General features: G+C 73.5%; 17 protein-coding genes. 13 read left to right on the top strand and 4 right to left on the bottom strand.

Annotated elements, in window-relative coordinates; genetic code table 11:
- Window positions 1-134 precede the first annotated feature (134 nt).
- The gene (locus ACYVPE_RS32570; protein WP_461037387.1) at window positions 135-587 is read left to right on the top strand and encodes an SRPBCC family protein; all 453 of its coding nucleotides are present in this window, start codon (window positions 135-137) and stop codon (window positions 585-587) included.
- 294 nt (window positions 588-881) lie between these two features.
- On the opposite strand, the gene ACYVPE_RS32565 is transcribed toward ACYVPE_RS32570, so the two are convergent.
- Both ACYVPE_RS32565 and ACYVPE_RS32560 read right to left on the bottom strand, forming a co-directional pair.
- A complete protein-coding gene (locus ACYVPE_RS32565) occupies window positions 882-1,112 on the bottom strand; it encodes an antitoxin (RefSeq protein WP_461037386.1) in 231 nt (76 codons plus the stop codon).
- Window positions 1,113-1,152: 40 nt separating this feature from the next.
- Window positions 1,153-2,211, bottom strand: a complete 1,059-nt coding sequence (locus ACYVPE_RS32560; RefSeq protein ID WP_461037385.1) for an aldo/keto reductase — start codon at window positions 2,209-2,211, stop codon at window positions 1,153-1,155.
- A 217-nt stretch (window positions 2,212-2,428) separates the two neighbouring features.
- Between ACYVPE_RS32560 and ACYVPE_RS32555 the strand changes: the two genes are divergently transcribed.
- Both ACYVPE_RS32555 and ACYVPE_RS32550 read left to right on the top strand, forming a co-directional pair.
- Complete coding sequence (locus tag ACYVPE_RS32555) at window positions 2,429-4,039, top strand: B12-binding domain-containing radical SAM protein (RefSeq protein WP_461037384.1); 1,611 nt, start codon at window positions 2,429-2,431, stop codon at window positions 4,037-4,039.
- A gap of 14 nt (window positions 4,040-4,053) precedes the next feature.
- Window positions 4,054-5,013: a DMT family transporter gene (locus ACYVPE_RS32550; RefSeq protein ID WP_461037383.1), complete on the top strand. Its 960-nt coding sequence runs from the start codon at window positions 4,054-4,056 to the stop codon at window positions 5,011-5,013.
- On the opposite strand, the gene ACYVPE_RS32545 is transcribed toward ACYVPE_RS32550, so the two are convergent.
- Together ACYVPE_RS32545 and ACYVPE_RS32540 are read right to left on the bottom strand one after the other, a co-directional pair.
- Window positions 4,961-5,953, bottom strand: coding sequence for an ArsR/SmtB family transcription factor (locus ACYVPE_RS32545; RefSeq protein WP_461037382.1), 993 nt, complete (start codon window positions 5,951-5,953; stop codon window positions 4,961-4,963). The two genes, ACYVPE_RS32550 and ACYVPE_RS32545, sit on opposite strands and share 53 nt — an antisense overlap.
- A gap of 305 nt (window positions 5,954-6,258) precedes the next feature.
- Window positions 6,259-7,230, bottom strand: coding sequence for an alpha/beta hydrolase (locus tag ACYVPE_RS32540; protein WP_461037381.1), 972 nt, complete (start codon window positions 7,228-7,230; stop codon window positions 6,259-6,261).
- Between the two features lie 412 nt (window positions 7,231-7,642).
- Here ACYVPE_RS32540 and ACYVPE_RS32535 point away from each other — a divergent pair, with 412 nt between their 5' ends.
- From ACYVPE_RS32535 to ACYVPE_RS32490, 10 genes are all read left to right on the top strand, one after another.
- Window positions 7,643-10,177 carry a SpoIIE family protein phosphatase gene (locus ACYVPE_RS32535; RefSeq protein ID WP_461037380.1) on the top strand — a complete coding sequence of 845 codons (2,535 nt, stop codon included), beginning with the start codon at window positions 7,643-7,645 and terminating at the stop codon, window positions 10,175-10,177.
- Window positions 10,178-10,248: 71 nt separating this feature from the next.
- On the top strand, window positions 10,249-10,461 hold the full coding sequence (locus ACYVPE_RS32530; protein ID WP_461037379.1) for a hypothetical protein: 213 nt from the start codon (window positions 10,249-10,251) through the stop codon (window positions 10,459-10,461).
- Window positions 10,462-11,076: 615 nt separating this feature from the next.
- Window positions 11,077-11,793 carry a class I SAM-dependent methyltransferase gene (locus ACYVPE_RS32525; protein WP_461037378.1) on the top strand — a complete coding sequence of 239 codons (717 nt, stop codon included), beginning with the start codon at window positions 11,077-11,079 and terminating at the stop codon, window positions 11,791-11,793.
- A gap of 11 nt (window positions 11,794-11,804) precedes the next feature.
- The gene (locus ACYVPE_RS32520) at window positions 11,805-12,641 is read left to right on the top strand and encodes a M55 family metallopeptidase (protein WP_461037377.1); all 837 of its coding nucleotides are present in this window, start codon (window positions 11,805-11,807) and stop codon (window positions 12,639-12,641) included.
- On the top strand, window positions 12,634-14,013 hold the full coding sequence (locus ACYVPE_RS32515; protein WP_461037376.1) for a M20/M25/M40 family metallo-hydrolase: 1,380 nt from the start codon (window positions 12,634-12,636) through the stop codon (window positions 14,011-14,013). Before ACYVPE_RS32520 ends, ACYVPE_RS32515 begins: the two co-directional genes overlap by 8 nt.
- Before the next feature lie 22 nt (window positions 14,014-14,035).
- On the top strand, window positions 14,036-16,042 hold the full coding sequence (locus ACYVPE_RS32510; RefSeq protein WP_461037375.1) for a S9 family peptidase: 2,007 nt from the start codon (window positions 14,036-14,038) through the stop codon (window positions 16,040-16,042).
- 141 nt (window positions 16,043-16,183) lie between these two features.
- Complete coding sequence (locus ACYVPE_RS32505; RefSeq protein ID WP_461037374.1) at window positions 16,184-16,600, top strand: CBS domain-containing protein; 417 nt, start codon at window positions 16,184-16,186, stop codon at window positions 16,598-16,600.
- A 180-nt stretch (window positions 16,601-16,780) separates the two neighbouring features.
- Complete coding sequence (locus tag ACYVPE_RS32500) at window positions 16,781-18,232, top strand: glycoside hydrolase family 16 protein (protein WP_461037373.1); 1,452 nt, start codon at window positions 16,781-16,783, stop codon at window positions 18,230-18,232.
- Window positions 18,233-18,293: 61 nt separating this feature from the next.
- Window positions 18,294-18,605, top strand: a complete 312-nt coding sequence (locus ACYVPE_RS32495) for a LapA family protein (protein WP_461037372.1) — start codon at window positions 18,294-18,296, stop codon at window positions 18,603-18,605.
- Window positions 18,606-19,009: 404 nt separating this feature from the next.
- Window positions 19,010-20,797: DUF5107 domain-containing protein (locus tag ACYVPE_RS32490; RefSeq protein WP_461037371.1), on the top strand; the 1,788-nt coding region annotated here is incomplete at its 3' end.

The following is a 20,797-nucleotide window of genomic DNA, read 5'->3' as shown; positions in this document are numbered from 1 at the left end:
GACGTGTCCGACTCGTCCGTGCCGTACGAATAGGACACATGTTCGAATAGATGCTGTCAAGCCAGATTTGGGCCTCGGCGTGCGGGGGTGATTGGCTGGCCGCCCAAGTCCCCTACGGCGGCAGGAGCATTGGCATGGCGTTGGTTGAGGCGGTTACGCAACGTGATATCGCTGCGGAGCCGAACGACGTGTTCGACGCGATCGCGGACTACCAGGACGTGCACCCCAGGCTGCTCACCGAGCACTTCTCCGAGTACGAGGTGCGGGATGGCGGCGACGGTGAGGGCACCGTCCTCCACCTCAGGTTTCAGCCGACGTCGCGGCGGGTTCGCCAGCTCCTGCTCGACATCACCGAGCCCGAGGACAACACGCTGATCGAGAAGGACCGCAACTCCACCCTCGTCACGACCTGGACGGTAACGCCGGGTGACGGCGGGCAGGGGGCGCGTGTGCGGGTGCACACCGCGTGGGAGGGCGCGGGTGGGATCGGCGGCTTCTTCGAGCGCCGGTTCGCACCTCGGGCACTGACCGAAATCTACGACCGAATTCTGGCCAACCTCGCGAGGGAGATGGAGAAGGGGGAGTAGGGGCAGTGAGCCGACACGCGGGCCCTGCCGCCGGGGCGGGGCTCACGCGTGTCGGCCGAAGGCTCCGCTCGGGGCGCTGCGCCCCGCCTCACAGCGCCAGGTGGGTGCGCAGCGCCGCGTCGAACTCGCTCATGCGCTGCCGCGGAATCGAGCCGAGGCGATTCCGGACCCGTGACCGCGCCTCGACCGCTCCGCTCGACGGCCCGATTGGCCGCGTCGTTGGAGATGATCGCGGCGGGGCGGGCCATTTTCGCCTCACTGCCCCGAGCCGGCTCGAAGTCGATCAGCTAGATGTCACCTCGACGTACCGGTGAGCCCGTCCCCTGTCGCCTGGTCCCAGATCGCGGAGTCGTCGCTGTCGGACCACTTCTCGAAGGCCGCAACGTAGTCCGCTTCCAGAGCTGCCGCACGCAGTACGTCGATCGCGGCGTGTGTCACGGCGGAACGTGAGGCGGCTGACGTGCGGGCGGCGTACTGGTCCATGAAGACCAGATCGTCCTGGGGGAGGCTCATGCTGGTCTTCATACCTCCAATGCTGCCCCCGTGCTACTCGCGGCGGAACGCCTCAACGCACGTCGGTGAGGGTGCGGCGGTACGTGGAGCGGCGGTCCACGATGCCGGCTGCCTGTTCGCCGTAGACGTTGCGGATCACCTGCGGCTCGCGCATGAAGCCGTGCGGGTAGCCGTGCGGCACGGCGCTGACCTCGTCCAGCCGCTCCAGCGTGGCCGCGTCGAGCTCGACGTCCAGGCAGGCCAGGTTGTCGGCGAGCTGGCTCTCCCTGGTGGCCGAGATCATCGGGATGACGTTGCCCGGCCGGGCGCGCAGCCAGGCGAGCGCCACCTGGGCGGGGCTCCAGCCGCCCTGTTCCGCGATCTCCAGCACCGCCGAGATGACCGCGGCCTCCCGCTCGTCCTCGGTGGCGCTCCGGCCGCCGGTGGCCAGCCGGCCGGTGGTGCCGGTGCGGTACTTGCCGGTGAGCTTGCCGGCCCCCAGCGGGCTCCAGGCGAGCACGGCGAGGTCGAAGGCGCGGGCCTGCGGCAGCAGTTCGGCCTCCGCGGTGCGCTCCAGCAGGTTGTAGTGGAGCTGCGAGCCGGCGAAGGCCGTCCAACCGCGCAGCTCCGCGAGGGTGTTGGCCTGGGCGATCTCCCAGGCCGGCCAGTTGGAGACGCCGACGTAGAGGACCTTGCCGCTCCGCACCACGTCGTCCAGGGCCCGCATCACCTCGTCGACCGGGGTGAAGTTGTCCCGCGCGTGCACCCAGAGGACGTCGATCCGGTCCGTGCGCAGCCGGCGCAGGCTCTCCTCCAGGGTGCGGACCAGGGAGAGACGGTGGTTGCCGCCCGAGTTGAGGTCGCCCTCGACCGTCGGGCAGGTGTACTTGGTGGCCAGCACGAACTCGTCGCGGCGGCCTTCGAGCAGCTGGCCGAGGATCCGCTCCGAGCTGCCGCGGGTGTAGAGGTTGGCGGTGTCGACGAAGTTGCCGCCGGCGTTCGCGAAGGCGTCGAGGAGCCGCCCGCTGGTCTCCTGGTCGGCGCCCCAGCCCAGGTCCTCGCCGAACGTCATCGCGCCCAGGCTGAGTTCGCTGACCCGCAGGCCGGTCCTGCCGAAGAGTGTGTATCGCACGGGGTTCCCCTCTGTGTCGCGTTCGGGGCGACGCTACGAGCTGGAGTGCTCTCCAGGGCAAGCGCGACGAGCCCGGTCGGTGGCGGTCACTCGCCATGCTGTTCGAACGCTTGACCGTGCCGAGGCGCTGTGGGTTGATCACCCGAGCGCGCTGTGAAGATCGACCCTCAGAGGACTGACCATCCCGGAAAAAGGGGCAGATGTGAAGATAGCGTTGGTGAACCCGCAAACCGAGAACGACGACATGCGGGAGATCTACGGGTTCCACGAAAACCTGGCACTCGCCCTGATCGCCGCCTCGTTGCGCGAGCGGGGGCATCACGTCGTCCTGGTCGACCAGCGGGTGCACCGGCTGACCGACCGCGAGGTCGCCCACCGGATCGCGGGCGAGGGCGCCGAGCTCGTCGGATTCAGCGTGAACTACGCGACGTTGAAGCCGGCCCTGAAGGTGGCGCAGCTGCTCAAGATGACGGGGGCGCCGACCGTGGTGTTCGGCGGCGAGCACGTCACCTACCTGGACGACGGGGTGCTCGGTGCGTACGCGTGCGTCGACCTCGTGGTGCGCGGCGAGGGCGAAGCGGGGTTCCTCGCGGTGGCCGACGCCCTGCGGGCCGGCCGCGACGTCAGGGGCGAGCGCGGCATCGCGTACTGGGACCGGGAACAGGGCCGCTGCGTGCGGACCCCCGTCCGGGCGCCGGTGGCCGACCTGGACCAACTGCCGTTCGCCAGCCGGGACGTCGCCGACCAGGCGCTGGCGCAGGGCATCCCGATCGAGATCGGGATCCTGGGACAGCGCGGATGCCCCTTCCCCTGCTCCTTCTGCAACGCCAACCGCTTCCTCGGCAACGAGACCAAGGGCATGCGTTACCGGAGCGCCACCGACATCGCCGACGAGATCGAGCAGTTGGGGCCCCGGCTCGCGGAACACGACCTGCTGCTGCGGTTCTACGACGCCACCTGGGTCACCAGGTCGCCGGCCAGCCGCGCCTGGGCGGTCGCGCTCTGCGACGAACTCGAACGGCGGGGACTGCGCGTGCCGTTCGACGTGTTCGTCCGCTCCGACAGCTTCGACTTCACCAGCCAGGACGACCGGTGGCTGATCAGGCGGCTGCGCCGCGCCGGCATGGTCAGCACCTACCTCGGCCTGGAGGCCGGCGACGACGAGGTGCTCGACGTCTACAACAAGAAGGTGCACGCCAACGCCTCCATCCGGGCCTTCGAGGAGTTCCGGCGGGCCGGCGTCTCGGGCTCGACCAACGGCGTGATCACCTTCCACCAGTCGGTCACGCTGCCGCAGATCGCCAACACCGTCACCTTCCTTGAGCGGTTGGGCCTGTGCACGCTGTGGAACCTCTGCTCCCGGGTGGAGACGCTGCCCGGGATCCGCCTGGGCGACGACATGATCACCCGACCCCGGCGCGCCGTCTGGGACGTGCTCAACTACGCCCTCCTCGACCCGGGCGCCCGGGCCCTGTACGAGCTGCTGACCGAGACCTCCGAGACGTCGTACGTGGGGCGGCTCGAGGACTTCCTCTCCCGCCGGCTCCGCGACGTGGCCCGGGTGCGGGACTTCCGCGCCGGCGAGCCGGTCGCCTCCGGGATCACCCGCCGCCTCGACCGGGACATCCGGGATATCCAGCGGCTGACCAGCGCCTTCGCGGCCGAGGCCATCGAAGGACTGGTCGCCTCGGCCGGCAGGCGATGTCCCGACCGGGCCAGGGTCGTCGGATACACCGACGAGATGCTGTTCCGGCTCCGCCGACTCGCCACCGAGTACCGGCCGTTGCTGGGCGCCGGGCCCACCGACTGGTACGCGACGGCGGCCTGAGCGCGAGGACCGCCATGCGACTCATCCATCTCAAGCTCGGCGCCTCCGCCTTCTTCTGGGGCGGCTCCGCCATCGCGGGAAAGCTCGTCATGGACGAACTCGGCCCCGCCTCGACCACCTTCCTCCGGTTCGGCGGCGCGGCCGTGCTGCTGCTCGCCATCGTCCCGCTGATGCGGCTCTCGCTACGGGCCGGATTACGCGAGCACCTCCAGTACGCCGCCCTCGGCCTGATCGGCGTCACCCTCTGCTACTACTTCTACTTCCGCGGCCTCCAGGCCAGTTCGGCCTTCAACGCGGCGCTGCTCGAAGCCACCATCCCGCTGGTGACGCTCGCGCTCGGGGTGGCCGCGGGCCGGGAGCGTGCCAGCCGCCTGGAGACCGTCGGCTTCTTCGTCTCCTACCTCGGGGTGGTCGTCATCATCACCCGGCTCTCGCCGGACGCGATCCTCGAAGCGGACTACAACTGGGGCGACATCCTGCTGCTGTTGAGCACGGTCTGCTTCGGGCTCTACAACTTCCTGCTCAAGCTCTTCGCGCCACGGGGTGACGCCACCGTCCAGACCTGCCTGATCTTCTGCTACGGCGCCCTCGGCCTGGTGCCGTGGCTGCTGCTCGACCGCGACGGGCTCACCGACCTGCGGCGCTTCCCGGAACTCGACGTGACCCTGATCGGCTGCATGGCCTTCATGGCCGTCGGCTCCTCCGTCCTCGCCTACCTCTTCTTCAACGAGGGCGTGCACCTGCTCGGCGCGGCCAGGGCGTCCGGCTTCATCAACCTGGTGCCCGTCATCACCATCGTGCTGTCGCTCGCCCTGCTCGGCGAGCGGCCCGGCGCCGTCCAACTCCTCGGCGCCGCCGTCGTCATGCTGGGCGTCTACCTCTCGCAGCGCCGGGCCCGACCCGGCCCGGCGCGGGCCGAGGTCAGGCGTGCCGAGCCCGCTGCGCGCGGAGCATCGCCGCGCCGGCGGGGGTGAGGGTGTGCAGCACGCTGCTGGTGTACCGGGTGCTGCTGAGCAGCCCCGCGTCGCGCAGCACCGAGGCGTGCCGGCTGGCCGAGGAGTCCGAGACGCCGGCCGCGCGGGCCAGCTCCCCGGTGGTGGCACCGGCGCCGGCCGCCGCCGCCCGCAGCACCGTGGCGCGGGTGCGGCCGAGCAGGGCGCCCAGCGGTTCGAACGCCTCGGACCGCCGCACCGTGGGCTCGTGCAACAGGGGATAGAGCAGGACGGGCGGCAGTTCCGGGTCGAACATGCTCACCGGGGAACCCCAGCAGAAGTAGGACGGCACGAGCCGCAGACCACGGCCGTCGAGCCGCAGCTCGCGCTCCTCGGCCGGATAGTCGACGTGCAGCACCGGCGGCTCCCAACGGATCGTCGGCCCCAGGCTCCTGAGCAGCGCGTGCACCCCGCCGTCGAGCACGTCGCGGGCCCGGGCCGCGCGCTCGGCGTCGATCCGGGCGCGAACCACCTCGTCCCCGGGGGCGAGCGCCACGTCGTGGTAGACGCGGATGGCCGTCAGCAGCTCGCGCCGCTCGCGCCGGTCGGCCAGCCGCCGGATCCACGGCGGCGCCCCGACCCGCCGTTCCAGCAACCGCAGTTCGTGCGCCACCCGGTGCGGCGGCACGGCGGCGATCCCTTCGAGCCCGGCGGCCAGGCCGTGCTCCGACTGGCTGGGCGTCAGAAAGTCCGGAAAGTAGGCGGCGCGTGGGAAGAGCGGCACCAGCATGTCCCTGACCAGTCGGTCGAGGCGGCGTTCCGCGAGCCGCGCGCGGGTCGCCCGGTACCAGCCGGCGTATGCCCAGCGCCCGGTGCGACTCTGTAATCGGTGCAGGCTGGACGCGACCTCCCAGAGCGGGTCCGGAGTCGACGCGATTCGCGTTCTGGAGAGGTCGGCATCGGAGAAGTGGATGCGCAGCACTGTGGTCCCCCCACGTGAGCTGGGCTTTTGCCCCCTGGCGCAACAGCATGGACGAGCCCGGGGCCGCCTCGCAATAGTGAAGGGGTCCGAAGGGCTCCGGGGTGGGACCGATGGGGTGCATCCCCGCCACGTCCATGACGACCGCCTCCGCCGTGGATCCAACCGCGCGGCGCGGGCGGTGCCCGGGTGGCGGCTGCCGTGCAGTCGGTGATCGTCGCTCGTAGGGGGAAAACGGCCGCTGGCAGGCCGTGGCCGGCGTGGCTTGGGGAAGCCACGCCGGTCCTCCGCGTTCCGGCGCGCCCGCGTCAGTCGTGGAACGCGGTGTGCAGCGTGTCGATCGCGAGCCGGCGGGCGGCGTCCGTGGCGTTGCAGTCCCGCAGGCTGTCGAGCATCAGGAAGTCGTGGACCATGCCCTCGACGCGGACGGCGGTGACGTCGACGCCGGCCTCGCGCAGCTTGGCGGCGAACGCCTCGCCCTCGTCGCGGAGCACGTCGGCCTCGTCGGTGATCACCAGCGTGCGCGGCAGGCCCCGCAGCTGGTCGATCGAGGCGCGCAGCGGGGCCGCGTAGGGCTCGGTGCGCTGGGCGGTGTCCGGCAGGTACTGGTCCCAGAACCACTTCATGCCGTCCCTGGTGAGGTAGAAGCCCTCGGCGAACTCGCGGTAGGAACCGGTCTCGAAGTCCGCGTCGGTGACCGGGTAGAGCAGCACCATGGCGCGCAGCGGGACGGTGCCGTGCTCGGCGGCCATCAGCGCGAACACTGCCGCCATGTTGCCGCCGACCGAGTCGCCGCACACCGCGATGCGGGACGGGTCGAGGCCGTGCTTGGCGCCCTCCTCCACGATCCACTGGCCGACCGTGTGGTTCTGCTCGACGGCGGTCGGGTAACGGGCCTCGGGGGAGCGGTCGTAGACGGGGAACACGGCGGCGCACTCGGCGCCGACCGCGAGTTCGCGGACCAGCCGGTCGTGGGTGTTCTCGTCGCCGAAGACCCAGCCGGCGCCGTGGATGTAGAGCATCACCGGCAGTGGCCCCGTTGCGTGGCGCGGCCGGACGATCCGGGCCCGAACGGAACCGGTCGGGCCGCCGGGGATCGTCACCCACGACTCGTCGATCGCCGGCTTGGTGACCCCCTCGCCGCTCTGCAGGCCGGCCAGGATGTCCCGGCCCTGGTCGGGCGGCACCTCGTAGATGCGGGGATGGGGGGCCGTCGCGTCGGCGAGCTCCTGGGCGGCCGGCTCCAGGATCTTGGAGGGCGGGCGGGACAGCGTGGTCATCGGCGTACTCCTCTCGGTGCCGCGCCGCGTGGCCGCGCCGCGGGCCTGGTCTCACAGGCAGCGTCCCTGGTGGGGCGGCCGTCGCAACCGGGGAGCGGCCGGGGCGCGGCCAGGCGAGCCGGGGCGGCCGGGCGCTCGGCCGTGGGCCGTCCGGGTGAGGGGACGGAACGGGCCGGTTTCCCCCGTTCGGGTGAAGATCGCGGCGCCCGCTCGACCGGTGTCCGGCCGCACGGGATGGCCTGGAGGCACGGCTGGAGGGGCGGCTGGAGGGACGGCTGGAGGGACGGCTGGAGGGCGTGCGCCCCGTCGCGCGGGCGCGGGAACGCGCGGGCGCACTACCACCTTGGCCATTGACCCCCGCCGGGACCCCGGCGGGGCGTACCGTGGTGAACGCTCCCTCCGGGAAGGAGAGATGGTGGCCCCCGATCCGGAACACCACCACCCACAGTACGAACAGGCTCCGCCCACCGCCGCCGTGTCCGGTCGGATTCCGCTGGCGGTGGTCGTCGTCGACGGCGCCGGCGAGATCTCGCACTGGAGCGCGGGCGCCCGGCGGCTGTTCGGCATCGAGCGGGAGGACGCGGTCGGCCGGCGCGCGGCGGAGATCATGCCGATATCCGCCGTGATGGCCGGGGAACCGGAGTCGGGGCCGGGGCCGGGCGCGGAGGGTGAGGCCGCCGGGGCGGCGAACGGCTCGGGTCCGCTGGACCCGGAGGAGCAGGTCGAGTTCATCTTCGGCACCGACACCGTCGAGTTCGCCCAGCCGCTGGCCGGGCGGTTCTGGACGCAGGACCCGATCTTCGCGGAGACCCGCGACGTGCTGTGGTGGGCGTATCCGCTCAACGGCCCCGGCGCCGCACGGGTGTTGGTCCTCGCCGCGGACGGCGCGGCGGCCCAGCAGGAGGAGCCGACCGCCGAGGACCGCGTCTCGCCGGACTTCGCGCCGTACACCCGGTTCGAGGAGGCCGACGAGCTGGCCAAGCGGCTGCCGGAGATCATGCCGAGCATGAGCCCCCAGGAGGCCGGCCACATCGCGGCCCAGGTCCTCGAACAGGGCTATCCGGTGCTGGAGTTCAGCCGCCACGCGCGGGTGCCGGTCACCGCCGACTGGGGCGTGAAGCAGCGGGTGGTCCGGCGCGAGGGCCTGGAGCGCGCCGCCCGCGAGGCGCGGGCCGCGGCGGACGAGGAGCGGGCCGCGGCGGCCGAGGCCGAGCTGGCCTCCGAGCTGGAGTACGCGGCGGTGCGGGAGCGCCTGGAGTTCCTCAACGAGGTGAGCGGGCGCATCGGTTCCTCCCTCGACCTGGCCCGCACCATCCAGGAGGTCAGCGAGGCCGTGGTGCCCCGCTTCACGGACGTGGCCGGCACCTACCTCCGCGAACAGGTCGTCGCCGGCGAGGGCTTCCCCGACGGGCCGCCTGACACCAGCACCATGTGGCACCGGGTGGCCGTCGAGCACAACGACGAGCCGGGCCGCTGGGACGACGTGGTGCCGGTCGGCGAGTCCATGCCGTTCCCCGCCAACACCCCGTTCTTCCAGTGCATGACCACCGGCGATCCGGTGCTGGTGCCGTACATCAGCGAGCAGATGGGCGACATGATCGCCGCCCAGTTCGAGAAGCGCGACATCAGCCCGCTGATCAACCACCGCTCCATGCTGGTGGTGCCGTTGAAGGCCAGGCAGGTGGTGCTCGGCTTCATGATCCTGCTGCGGCACCGGGGCAGGGTCGAGTTCAACGACATGGACCGCGTCACCGGCGCCGAACTCGCCGCCCGCGCCGGCCTGGTGCTCGACAACGCGCGCATGTACACGTACCAGGAGAACGTCGCGGACACCCTCCAGGACAGCATGCTGCCGCGCATCGAGCCGCGGATGGCGGGCTGCGACACCGCCACCCGCTACCTGCCAGGCACCCGGCTCGGCCGGGTCGGCGGCGACTGGTTCGACACCATAAGACTGCCCGGCTGCCGCACCGCCCTGGTCGTGGGCGACGTGATGGGCCACGGGCTCAACTCGGCCGCGATGATGGGCCAGTTGCGCACGGCCGTGCAGACCATGGCGGCGCTCGACACCGACCCGGCGCAGCTGCTGCGCAGCCTCGACGACCTGGCGCAGCGGCTCGGCGACCACTACCTGGCGACCTGCCTCTACGCCGTCTACGACCCGGTCCGCTCGGAGCTGCGGATCGCCAACGCCGGCCACATCCCACCGGTGTTGGTGCGCGCGGAGGACGGGTCGAGCGAGCTGTTGGAGCTGCCGACCGGCGCGCCGATCGGCGTCGGTCAGGTGGCGTTCACCGCGGTGACCGTGCCGGTCAGGCCTGGGGACCGGCTCGTCATGTGCACCGACGGTCTGGTCGAGGTGCGCGGGCAGGACATCGGCGCCGGCCTCGCGGCACTGTGCGAGTCGGCCGCGCACCCGGCCGCCTCGATGGACGCGGCCTGCGACACGATCATCCGCGCGCTGGCCGCCTCCACCGCGCCCGACGACCGCAAGGACGACGTGGCGCTGCTGATGGCCCGGCTCAACGGCATCGCCGAGGACGACGTCGCCACCTGGCGGCTGGGCCTCAACCGGGGCGAGGTGCCGCGGGCCAGGGCCGTGGTGCGGGAGCGGCTCACGGCGTGGGGGCTGCTGGAGGGCGTGCGCTCCACGGCCGAACTGCTGGTGAGCGAGCTGGTCACCAACGCGGTCAGGCACGGCGAGAGCGGCCCCGTCGAGCTCAAGCTGGTGCGGGCCGACGCGCTGCTGTGCGAGGTCTCCGACGAGGGCCACGAGCTGCCGGTGCTGCTGGACTGCACGCCACTCGACGACGCCGGGCGCGGGCTCCACGTGGTGAGCCGGCTGGCCAGGGCCTGGGGCACGACGCGCACCGGGCGCGGCAAGACGGTCTGGTTCGAACTCGGCCTGCGGGAGCAGCGCGGGCCCCTTGGTCGTTCGATCGGGTGATTTGGCGTGACTCGTTGACGCCCGGGGGCGATGAGCAGGCGAAACCCGGCAGCGGAGCTGAGGAGCGCGCGATGAGCGGCAGGCTGGTAAGGAACATGGGCCGATGGGCGATCGCCGGCGCGGGCATCGCCGGCGTCACGGGCCTCGCGGCCGACCCCGCCCGGGCCGACGGGTCACTGCACGCGCCCGGCTTCGCACTGATCAACATCGGCCAGATCGACGACCCGATGGAGGACGTCCTCGAACACACCCTCAACTTCGGCGACGACTTCAGCTGGGACTGACCGCGGATTTTCCCCCACCCCCTTCCCCGCGCGGCGGCCGCCGGACCCGGCTCTCGCGCGAAGCGCGGTGGAGGGCTGACGGCGGAGCCACGGCCTGCCGGCCAACGGCCGGGCGGCGTAGCCGCCCGTGCCCGGAGGCTCTGCGGCCGTGCCGCATCCAACCGGCCGCCTGCGGGAGCGGGCCGCCGGGCCGGGCTCACCAGGGCCTGCCGGCCAACGGCCCGGCGGCGTAGCCGGCCAGGGCCCGGCTGTCGCGCGAAGCGCGGAGGAAGGGCCGCCGGCGGAGCCGCGACGTGCCGGCCAGTGGCCGGGTGGCGTTGTGGCCCCCTGGTGAGGGCTCCGCGGCTGTGCCGTATCCAACCGGCCGCCTGCGGGAGCTGGTTCCGCCCGCCTGCGGGCCGCAGGCCCTGGCCCGTCAGGGCCGGGCCCCCGCGGTCGTGCCGCATCCGTCGGCCCGCCGCGGGCGGGGCCCGGCAGGGCCGGGTCGCGCGGAGCGCGGGGGGAAGGGCGGGTGGGTGGGGGAGAACCCCTCACCGCCGCGGGGGCACCGGCGGCGTAGTCGGCGCGCGTGGGGGAAGACGTCTGGCGGGACGGCGCGGCGGAGGGAGCGGGACGGTGCGGGTCGACGTGGGCTGGGACGGGTTCTGGGCGGACGCTCCGGCGGAGCGGGACAGCGTCTTCTGGGACGCGCCGCCCGAGCTGGTGGTGGGGCGGCAACTGCCGCTGTTCGAGCGGCAGCTGACCGCCGGGTCGCCGCTCGTCGACGCGGGGTGCGGGAACGGCACCCAGACCAGGTGGCTCTCGGAGCGCCACCGCGGCCCGGTCGTCGGCGTCGACCTGTCGCCCACCGCCGTCGAGCTGGCGCGCGACGCCGGCGGTGACGCCGAGTACCAGGTACTCGACCTGACGGACGGGCCGGCCGTCGCCGCCTTCCGCGGCGGGCGCGGCGGGCGCGGCGACTGCCACGTGTACCTGCGCGGCGTGCTCCACCAGGCCGCGCCCGACGACCGGGCGCGGATCGCGGACGGCGTGGCCACGCTGCTCGGCCACCGCGGGCGGGCGTTCGTGGTCGAGCCGGCGCGGGCCGCCAAGGAGGTGCTTGGCGGCCTGATGAGGCGCCCGGCCGGGCCGCCCCCCGCGCTCGCCGCCGTCTTCGCGCACGGCATCTCGCCCATGGAGATGCCCGACGAGGCGGTGCCGGCCCTGTTCACCGGGCGCGGCCTCACCGTCCTCGCCAGCGGCCGGCTGCCGCTGGCCACCACCGTCCACGAGCCGGACGGCACCCGTGTCGAACTGCCGTCAAACTGGTTGGTCGTCGGCTACACCGGGTAACGTGACGCGGCATGACGAAGATTCTCGTCTCCGCGGACATGGAGGGGGCCACGGGCGTCACCTGGCCCGCCGACTGTCTGCCGGGCACGCCCGAATGGCAGCGCTGCCGGCCGATGTTCACCTCCGACGTGAACGCCGCGATCCTCGGCTTCCTCGACGGCGGAGCCGACGAGGTGCTGGTCAACGAGGCGCACATGACCATGCGCAACCTGCTGCTCGAACAACTCGACGACCGGGCCCAACTGCTGACCGGCCGGCACAAGGCGCTCAGCATGGTGGAGGGCGTCCAGCACGGCGACGTCGACGGCATCGCCTTCGTCGGCTACCACACCGGCGCCGGCGCCGAGGGGGTGCTCGCCCACACCTACCTCGGCAACTCGCTCACCGGCGTCTTCGTGGACGGCGTCCGGGCCAGCGAAGGGCTGCTCAACTCCCTGGTGGTCGCCGAGTACGGCACCCCCGTGGTGCTGGTCACCGGCGACGACCTGGCCTGCGCCGACGCCGGCGGCTACGCGCCGGACGCCAGGACCGTGGCCGTCAAGGACTACGTCTCGCGGTACGCGGCGGTCTGCCGCACCCCGGCCCGCACCGCCGCCGACATCCGGGCCGCCGCGGCCGACGCGGTGCGGCTCGCCGTCCGGCACGAGCCGGCCGGCCCCAGGGACCGGGTGATCGAGGTCGAGTTCGACGCCGAACACCTCGCCGGCGCCGCCACCCTGGTGCCCGGGGTCGAGCAGACCGAGGTGCGCCGGGTGGCGTTCACCGCGCCCACCATGTACGAGGGAATCCGCTGTTTCAAGGCCGTCACCACCATGGTGTCCGCCGCCGTGGAGGAGATGTATGGCTGACCGGATCACCCACCCGGGCCCCTCGGTTGACGCGCGTCACCTCGACGCGCTCGCCGACGACGAGGTGGTGCGGTTCACCGCCGACCTCATCCGGCACGACACCACCAACCGGGGCGGGGGAGACGGCGTCGAGCGGCCGGCCGCCGAGTACGTCGCGGCGGCGCTCGCCGAGGTCGGTATCGAGCCGGTCGTCGTGGAGAAGACCCCGGGCCGCACCAACGTGGTGGCCAGGATCGCCGGCACGGACCCGGGCGCCGACGCCCTGCTCGTCCACGGCCACCTCGACGTGGTGCCGGCCGACGCGACCGAGTGGAGCGTGCCGCCGTTCGCCGGCGAGATCGTCGACGACGTCGTCTGGGGGCGCGGCGCGGTCGACATGAAGGGCTCCGACGCGATGGTGCTCACCGTGGTGCGGGCCTGGGCGCGCGCCGGCGTGCGCCCCCGGCGCGACATCGTGCTGGCGTTCACCGCCGACGAGGAGGACACCGGCGAGTTCGGCGCCGGCCACCTCGTCAGGAACCGGCCGGAGCTGTTCGAGGGCTGCACCGAGGCCATCGGCGAGTCCGGCGCCTACACCTTCCACGCGGCCGAGGGCCGGCGGTTCTACCCCGTGGCGGCCGCCGAGCGCGGCACCTCCTGGCTGACCCTCACCGCCCGCGGCCGGGCGGGACACGGCTCGAAGATCAACCAGGCCAACGCCGTCACCCGGCTCTCCGCCGCCGTCAACCGGATCGGCGAACACGCCTGGCCGGTGCGGCTCACCGCCACCGTGCGGGCCGCGCTCACCGAGCTCGCCGCCGCCCACGGGCTGCCGCTGCCCGACCTCGACGCCACCGACCAAGCCGAACTGGCGCGCGGCGTCGACGCGTTGCTCGACGCCCTGGGGCCGGCCGCCGGGCTGGTCGCCGGCACCGTCAGGGACAGCGCCAACCCCACCATGCTGAACGCCGGTTACAAGGTCAACGTGATCCCCGGCAGCGCCACCGCGCACGTCGACGGGCGGGTGCTGCCAGGCGGCGACCGGGAGTTCGCCGCCACCCTGGACCGGCTCACCGGGCCCGACGTGGACTGGGAGTACCTGCACCACGAGATCCCGCTCGAGGCGCCGCTCGACGCGCCCACCTACGCCGTGCTCGCCGACGCGCTGCGGCACTTCGCCCCGGACGCGCACGTTGTCCCCTACTGCATGACCGGTGGCACCGACGCCAAGCAGTTCTCCCGGCTCGGCCTCACCGCCTACGGCTTCATGCCGCTGCGGCTGCCCGAAGGCTTCGACTACCAGGCGATGTTCCACGGCGTGGACGAGCGGGTGCCCGTCGCCGCGCTGCGCTTCGGGATCCGCGTGCTCGACCGCGCGTTGCTGGCGATCTGACCGCTCTCCCCGAGGAGGCCGCATGTCCCAGGCACCGGAACCGACGCCGTACGGCGCTTGGCCCTCGCCCGTCGACGCGGCCCTGGTCGCCGCGCACGACGGCAAGCCCGAGTACCTGGGCGCGGTCGGCGACGAGCTGTGGTGGACCGCGCCCCGGCCCGAGGAGGGCGGGCGGCGCGCGCTGCTGCGGCTGCGGCCCGAGGGCGGGCCTGCCGAGTGCGTGCTGCCGCCGCCGTGGAACGCGCGGAGCCGCGTCATCGAGTACGGCGGCGTGCCCTGGGCCGGGATCCCGCGGCCCGCCGGCGGACCGCTGATCGTCTTCACGCACTTCGCCGACCAGCGGCTCCACGCCTTCGAGCCGGACGCGCCTGGCTCCCCCGCGCCCCGCCCCCTCACCCCGGTCTCGGCCGTCGGCGGCGGCCTGCGCTGGGCCGACCCGGTGCCGCACGGCGACGAGGTGTGGTGCGTGCTCGAGGAGTTCACCGGCGAGGGACCAGGGGACGTGCGCCGGGTGCCGGTCGCCGTGCCGCTCGACGGATCGGCCGCCGACGACCGCTCCCTGGTGCGCGAACTGACGGCCGCCACGCACCGCTTCGTCACCGGGCCCCGCCCCTCGCCGGACGGCAGCCGTGCCGTCTGGCTCGCCTGGGACCATCCGCGGATGCCCTGGGACGGCACCGAACTGCGGCTCGCCGAGATCGCCGCCGACGGCCTGCTGACCGACGCCCGCACCATCGCCGGCGGCCCCGACGAGTCCCTCGTCCAGGCCGAGTGGGCACCGGACGGCACCCTGCTGGCCGTCACCGACCGCTCCGGCTGGTGGAACCTGCACCGCGTCGACCCCGACACCGGACACGCCGTCAACCTCTGCCCGCGCGAGGAGGAGTTCGGCGACGCCCTGTGGAAGCTGGGCCACCGCTGGTTCGCGCCGCTCGCCGACGGCACGATCGCCGTCGTGCACGGCAGGGGCACGGCGCGGCTCGGCATCCTCGACCCGGCCACCGGCGAACTGGCCGACGCGGCCGGGCCCTGGACCGAGTGGTCGCCGGCGCTCGCCGTGCGCGGCACCCGGGTCGCCGGCATCGCGGCCGCCCCGCACCGGCACCACGAGATCGTCTGCCTCGACACCGCGAGCGGGCACACCCGGGTGATCGCCGAACCCCACCACGACGCCGTCGACCCCGCCTACCACCCGCGGCCGCGGGCCCGGGTCCTCACCGGCCCGGGCGGCCGCGAGATCCACGCCCAGCTCTACCCGCCGCACCACCCGGGCACCGTGGGCCCGGCGGACGAGCGGCCGCCCTACGTGATCTGGGCGCACGGCGGGCCAACCTCCCGCGCTCCCCTGGTACTCGACCTGGAGATCGCCTACTTCACCTCCCGCGGCATCGGCGTCGCCGAGGTGAACTACGGCGGCTCGACCGGCTACGGCCGCGCCTACCGCAACCGGCTCCGCGAGCGCTGGGGCGTGGTCGACGTCGAGGACTGCGCGGCGGTGGCGGCCGCCCTCGCCGAGGAGGGCGCCGCCGATCCACGGCGGCTGGCCATCAGGGGCGGCAGCGCCGGCGGCTGGACGACCGCCGCCGCGCTGGTCTCGCCGGCCGCCGAGGGGCGGTTCGCCTGCGGCACCATCAGCTACCCCATCCTCGACCTGGCCGGCTGGGCGGTGGACGAGACCCACGACTTCGAGTCCCACTACCTGGAGTCCCTGATCGGGCCGCTCGACAAGGTGCCCGAGCGCTACCGCGACCGCTCGCCGGTCAACCACGCCGACCGGGTCAGGGCGCCGTTCGTGCTGCTCCAGGGGCTGGACGACGTGATCTGCCCGCCGGTGCAGGCCGAGCGGATGCTGGCCGCGGTGGCCGGGCGCGGCGTCCCGCACGCCTATCTGGCCTTCCCGGGGGAGGGGCACGGCTTCCGCCGCGCGCAGACCATCCGGCGGGCCGTGGAGGCGGAGTTGGCGCTCTACGCACTGGTCTTCGGCTTCGACGCCGGGGCCGGGGTGCCGCCGCTCGAGCTCCGGAGCTGACCCGACTGTCAGTGACTCGTGACACTCTGTGATCGGTGGTCGTTTTCGTCGGCCGCCAGGTCGCCCGAATGGCGGGCGGCCGCGAGAGCGGAGAGGATGGCGGGAGAGCAATGCGGACATACCCGAACGAGGAGGGACGCCATGACCACGGCCGCCGACATCATGAGCCCCGGCGCCCACTGGATTCCCGCCACCGAGACCCTGGACCGCGCCTCGCAGCTGATGCGGGAGCACGAGCTGGGGGCGCTGCCGGTGAGCGACCAGAACGAGCGGATGTGCGGCATCCTGACCGACCGCGACATCGTGGTGAAGTGCGTCGCCGCCGGCCGCGACCCGTCGCAGATCACGGCTGGGGAGCTGTGCGAGGGCACCCCGCGCTGGATCGCGAGCGACGCGGACGTCGACGACGTGCTCCAGGAGATGGAGAGCAACCAGATCCGCCGGCTGCCGGTGATCGACGGGAACAAGCGCTTCGTCGGCATGATCAGCGAGGCCGACCTGGCGAAGACCCTGACCGACGACCAGCTGGCCCAGTTCGTCGAGCGCGTCTACGCCTAGGTTCGGGCCCGGCGGCCGGCCCGGTCGGTGGGGCACTGCCCGCCGGCCGGGCCGCCGCAGGTCGACTCGTCGCGCTGCTGCGGGCGTTGACGGGTCGGGTGGTGGGCCTTATAAGAGGGGCCGAGAGACTGTCTGAGAGCGCTCTCAGTCGCCCGTCATCCCCCACCGGAAGGCGCTCGCATGAGCTCGATCCACTCCCCGGCGCGCGCGACCGCGCCCGTCACCCGCTTAGCCGGCGTCTGCCTGCTGCTCGTCGCCGGGCTGCTCGCCTCGGTCACCGGCGCCTCCCCGGCGCGCGGGGACGTGCCGAACCCCGCCGGCTGGAACCTGGCCTGGAGCGACGACTTCAACGGCGCCGCCGGCTCGCTCCCCTCCAGCACCAACTGGCAGATCGACACCGGCCACTCCTACCCGGGCGGCCCGGCCAACTGGGGCACAGGCGAGATCCAGAACTACACCTCGTCCCCCGACAACCTCAGCCTCGACGGCAGCGGCAACCTCCGCATCACGCCGCTGCGCGACGGCGCGGGCAACTGGACCTCGGCCCGGATCGAGACCCGCCGCGCCGACTTCACGGCCCCCGCCGGCGGCACCCTCCGCATCGAGGGCCGCATCCAGATGCCCAACGTCACGGGCGAGGCCGCCCTCGGCTACTGGCCCGCGTTCTGGGCCCTCGGCTCGCCCTACCGGGGCAACTACTGGAACTGGCCGGGCATCGGCGAGTTCGACGTCATGGAGAACGTCAACGGGCTGAACTCCGTCTGGGGCGTCCTGCACTGCGGCACCGCGCCCGGCGGCCCCTGCAACGAGAACAACGGCCTCGGCAACAGCCGGGCCTGCCCGGGCGCCAGCTGCCAGTCCGCGTTCCACACCTACCGCTTCGAGTGGGACCGCAGCGTCACCCCCAACGAGCTGCGCTGGTACGTCGACGACCAGCTCTACCACTCGGTCAGCCAGGCCCAGATGGACGCCACGACCTGGTCCAACATGACCAGCCACGCCGGCTACTTCATCCTGCTCAACGTCGCCATGGGCGGCGCCTTCCCGGACGGCGTGGCCGGCCGCGCCACCCCCGTCGCCAGCACCGTGCCAGGCCGCCCGATGCTGGTCGACTACGTCGCCGTCTGGACCAGGGGCGGCGGCACCACCCCACCGCCCACCGGCGGCGGCACCCTCCACCTGCGCGGCGACAACACCCTGGGCTCGGCAGGCGGCTCCGCGAGCAGCGCCACGCTCGCCTCGGCCGGCGGCGTCAACCGCGACGGCACCCCGTACCAGCCGCAGACCTTCACCGCCAACGGCGTCACCGGTGCCTACACCGGCGGCTCCACCGCCTTCGACCTGCTGGTCGACGCCGGCACCACGGTCGCCAACGGGCCGCAGGTGCGGGTCTCCTACGACCGCACAAGCGACGGCAGTTGGGACCGGGTGGAGACCTACCGGTACTTCGCCACCGACCCGGTGCCCGGCTACGAGCACTACACCCAGACCGCCGGCCTGACCTCGTCGACCGGCAGCCTGGGCGACATGAGCAACGGCCGGGTCCGCGTCGAGGTGTGGAACGCCATCGGCAACGGCGCCAGCACGCTCGGCACCGGCAACCAGTCCACGGTCACCATCCCCATCCGCTGACCGTCGGGCGCGGCGGGCGGGCCGACGGGCGAGAACCCGGGCCCGCTCGCATGCTGGAACCATGAGTCCCGAAGCGAACGACCAAGGGCCGAACGACCCCGCGCCCGGCGGCGGCGCCGGCGCCGGCACCGACACGGCGGCCGGGCGCCCGGCGGGGCCCGGCTTCTGGAACACCAGCCGGGTCGTCGCCGCCCTGATCAGCGTCCTCGTCCTGGTCTTCATCTTCCAGAACACCAGGACCACCAAGGTCCACCTGCTGATCCCCGAGGTGCGCCTGCCGCTGTGGGTGGTGCTCCTCGGCACCGCCATCCTCGGCATGCTCGCCGGCATGTTCTGGAGCCACCACCGCCGCAAGCGGCGCGCCCGCGGCTAGGGCCTGTCTTTTGGGTCTTCGTGGATCAGGCCGCGGCGTCAGATGCAGTGCTCCCCCAGGCCTGGCGGCCTGGGTGGGGGTGCCCCCTGCACGGAGTGCTTGGGGGAGTGCCCCCGTTCGCTTCGCGCAAGGCGCCCCACGCGGCGGAGCCGCACATCGACCGCGGCGCAGCTCATACGTGGCCGTATTCGCGCGCGGCGCCTGACATGCCGCTCCGCGGCGTGGGGTAACGCAGCGAGGTGCCGTAGCTGGCGTCGCGGCCCCACGAAGATCCGGAAGACAGGCCCTAGCCACCCGCCACGGCCACCTCGCCCCCTGTTCACCCGACCGGCTCAACGTGTCCAATGGTGATCACGCGGCCGACCGGCGGCGCTCGGAGCGCGACGGGAACACGGGGAGCGAGCATGGCGGCATCCACGGCACGGGCTGCGTCCACGGCGGAGAAGGGCACCGGCGCGACCGGCCGCGGCACCACCACCATCAGACGCGACACCCGCACCCTCCCGGCGGCCGCCCTCGGCCCCGAGAACCCGCTGCCCCCGCTGCTGCCCCGCCGCGACCCGCACCGCGTCAGCGAGGAGCAACGGGCTACGCTGCCCCCCGAGATGGCCCGCCAGATCGGCTACGCGCCGCTCACCACCGTGCTGCCCACCCGGATCAGGGACGGCTACACCAGGGAGCGCGTCCCCACCGCGGTCGATGTCATCGTCATCGAGAACGACCGGCTGCGGGCCACCGTACTCCCCGGCTACGGCGGCCGCGTCCACTCGCTCCTGCACAAGCCCACCGGACGCGAACTGCTCTACACCAACCCCGTTTTACAGCCCGCCGACTTCGCGCTCAACGGCGCCTGGTTCTCCGGCGGCATCGAGTGGAACATCGGCGCCACCGGACACACCACCCTCTCCTGCGCCCCGCTGCACGCCGCCGTCGTCCCCGCCCCCGACGGCGGCCCGATGCTGCGCCTGTGGGAGTGGGAGCGGCTGCGCGACACCCCGTTCCAGGTCGACCTGTGGCTGCCCGAGGGATCCGACTTCCTGCACGCCGGCATCCGGATCCGCAACCCGCACGAGACCACCGTCCCCGTCTACTGGTGGTCCAACACCGCCGTGCCGGAGACCGAGGGCACCCGGGTCCTCGTCCCCGCCGAGCAGACCTGGCACTTCGGCTACGAGCGCGCCCTGCGCCTCATCCCCGCCCCCCGCTGGGAGGGCACCGACCACAGCTTCCCGCTGCGCGGCGCGTACCCCGCCGACCACTTCTACGAGGTGCCGGCGGCCGCTCGGAAGTGGATCGCGGCGCTGGACGAGACCGGCACCGGACTGGTGCAGACGTCCACGGCGGCGCTGCGCGGCCGCAAGCTGTTCGTCTGGGGCGCCGGCCCCGGTGGGCGGCGCTGGCAGCGCTGGCTGACCGAACCGGGCACCGGCGGCTACGCCGAGATCCAGTCAGGGCTCGCCCGCACCCAACTGGAACACGTGCCGCTGCCGGCCGGCGCCGAGCTGAGCTGGGTCGAGGCGTACGGGCCGCTCGCCGCCGACCCGGCCGCGACACACGGCGCCGACTGGGTACGGGCCCGCGCCGAGGCCGAGGAGCGGCTGGCCGAGGCGCTGCCGGCGGCCGCGCTCGACGCCGCCTACGCGGCCTGGCTGCCGCACGCCGACCACGCCCCGACCGAGACCCTGCACGTCGGTTCGGGCTGGGGCGCCCTCGAGGTGGCCCGCGGCGGCCACGAACTGCCAGGCACCCCGTTCGACCCCGGGACCCTCGGATCCGAGCAGCGGCCCTGGCTGGAACTGCTCGACGCCGGCCGGTTCCCCGAACCGGCGGCCGGCGCCGTGCCCGGCCCCTCGCTGCCCGGCCCCTCGCTGGTCTCGCCCGCCTGGCGGGACCGTCTCGAGTGCGCGCCAGGCGGCCCGCTGACGGACTACCACCTGGGCGTCGCCCAGTGGCACGCCGGCGACCGCGCGCAGGCGCGGCGCAGCTGGGAGCGGTCGTTCGCCGCCGCGCCGAACCCGTGGGCGCTGCGCTGCCTGGCCGTCGCCGACGGCTGCGGCGGCGACCCGGAAGCGGCCGCGGAACGGGCGGGCCGGGCCCTCGACCTGGCCCTCGACGCGGCCGCCCCCGCGGCCGCGCTGGCCGCGCTCGCCAGGGAGGCGGTGCCGGCGCTGCTGGCCGCCGGCCGGGCCGAC

It is taken from the genome of Streptomyces mayteni (genome assembly GCF_054783955.1).
This window is presented reverse-complemented; position numbering and strand designations above follow the sequence as displayed.

Coding starts and splice junctions, on each gene's coding strand:
- ACYVPE_RS32500 (WP_461037373.1), top strand. CDS start 16,781: ATGAGCTCGATCCACTCCCCGGCGCGCGCGACCGCGCCCGTCACCCGC.
- ACYVPE_RS32495 (WP_461037372.1), top strand. CDS start 18,294: ATGAGTCCCGAAGCGAACGACCAAGGGCCGAACGACCCCGCGCCCGGC.
- ACYVPE_RS32505 (WP_461037374.1), top strand. CDS start 16,184: ATGACCACGGCCGCCGACATCATGAGCCCCGGCGCCCACTGGATTCCC.
- ACYVPE_RS32550 (WP_461037383.1), top strand. CDS start 4,054: ATGCGACTCATCCATCTCAAGCTCGGCGCCTCCGCCTTCTTCTGGGGC.
- ACYVPE_RS32565 (WP_461037386.1), bottom strand. CDS start 1,112: ATGAAGACCAGCATGAGCCTCCCCCAGGACGATCTGGTCTTCATGGAC.
- ACYVPE_RS32515 (WP_461037376.1), top strand. CDS start 12,634: ATGGCTGACCGGATCACCCACCCGGGCCCCTCGGTTGACGCGCGTCAC.
- ACYVPE_RS32510 (WP_461037375.1), top strand. CDS start 14,036: ATGTCCCAGGCACCGGAACCGACGCCGTACGGCGCTTGGCCCTCGCCC.
- ACYVPE_RS32570 (WP_461037387.1), top strand. CDS start 135: ATGGCGTTGGTTGAGGCGGTTACGCAACGTGATATCGCTGCGGAGCCG.
- ACYVPE_RS32520 (WP_461037377.1), top strand. CDS start 11,805: ATGACGAAGATTCTCGTCTCCGCGGACATGGAGGGGGCCACGGGCGTC.
- ACYVPE_RS32530 (WP_461037379.1), top strand. CDS start 10,249: ATGAGCGGCAGGCTGGTAAGGAACATGGGCCGATGGGCGATCGCCGGC.
- ACYVPE_RS32540 (WP_461037381.1), bottom strand. CDS start 7,230: ATGACCACGCTGTCCCGCCCGCCCTCCAAGATCCTGGAGCCGGCCGCC.
- ACYVPE_RS32535 (WP_461037380.1), top strand. CDS start 7,643: ATGGTGGCCCCCGATCCGGAACACCACCACCCACAGTACGAACAGGCT.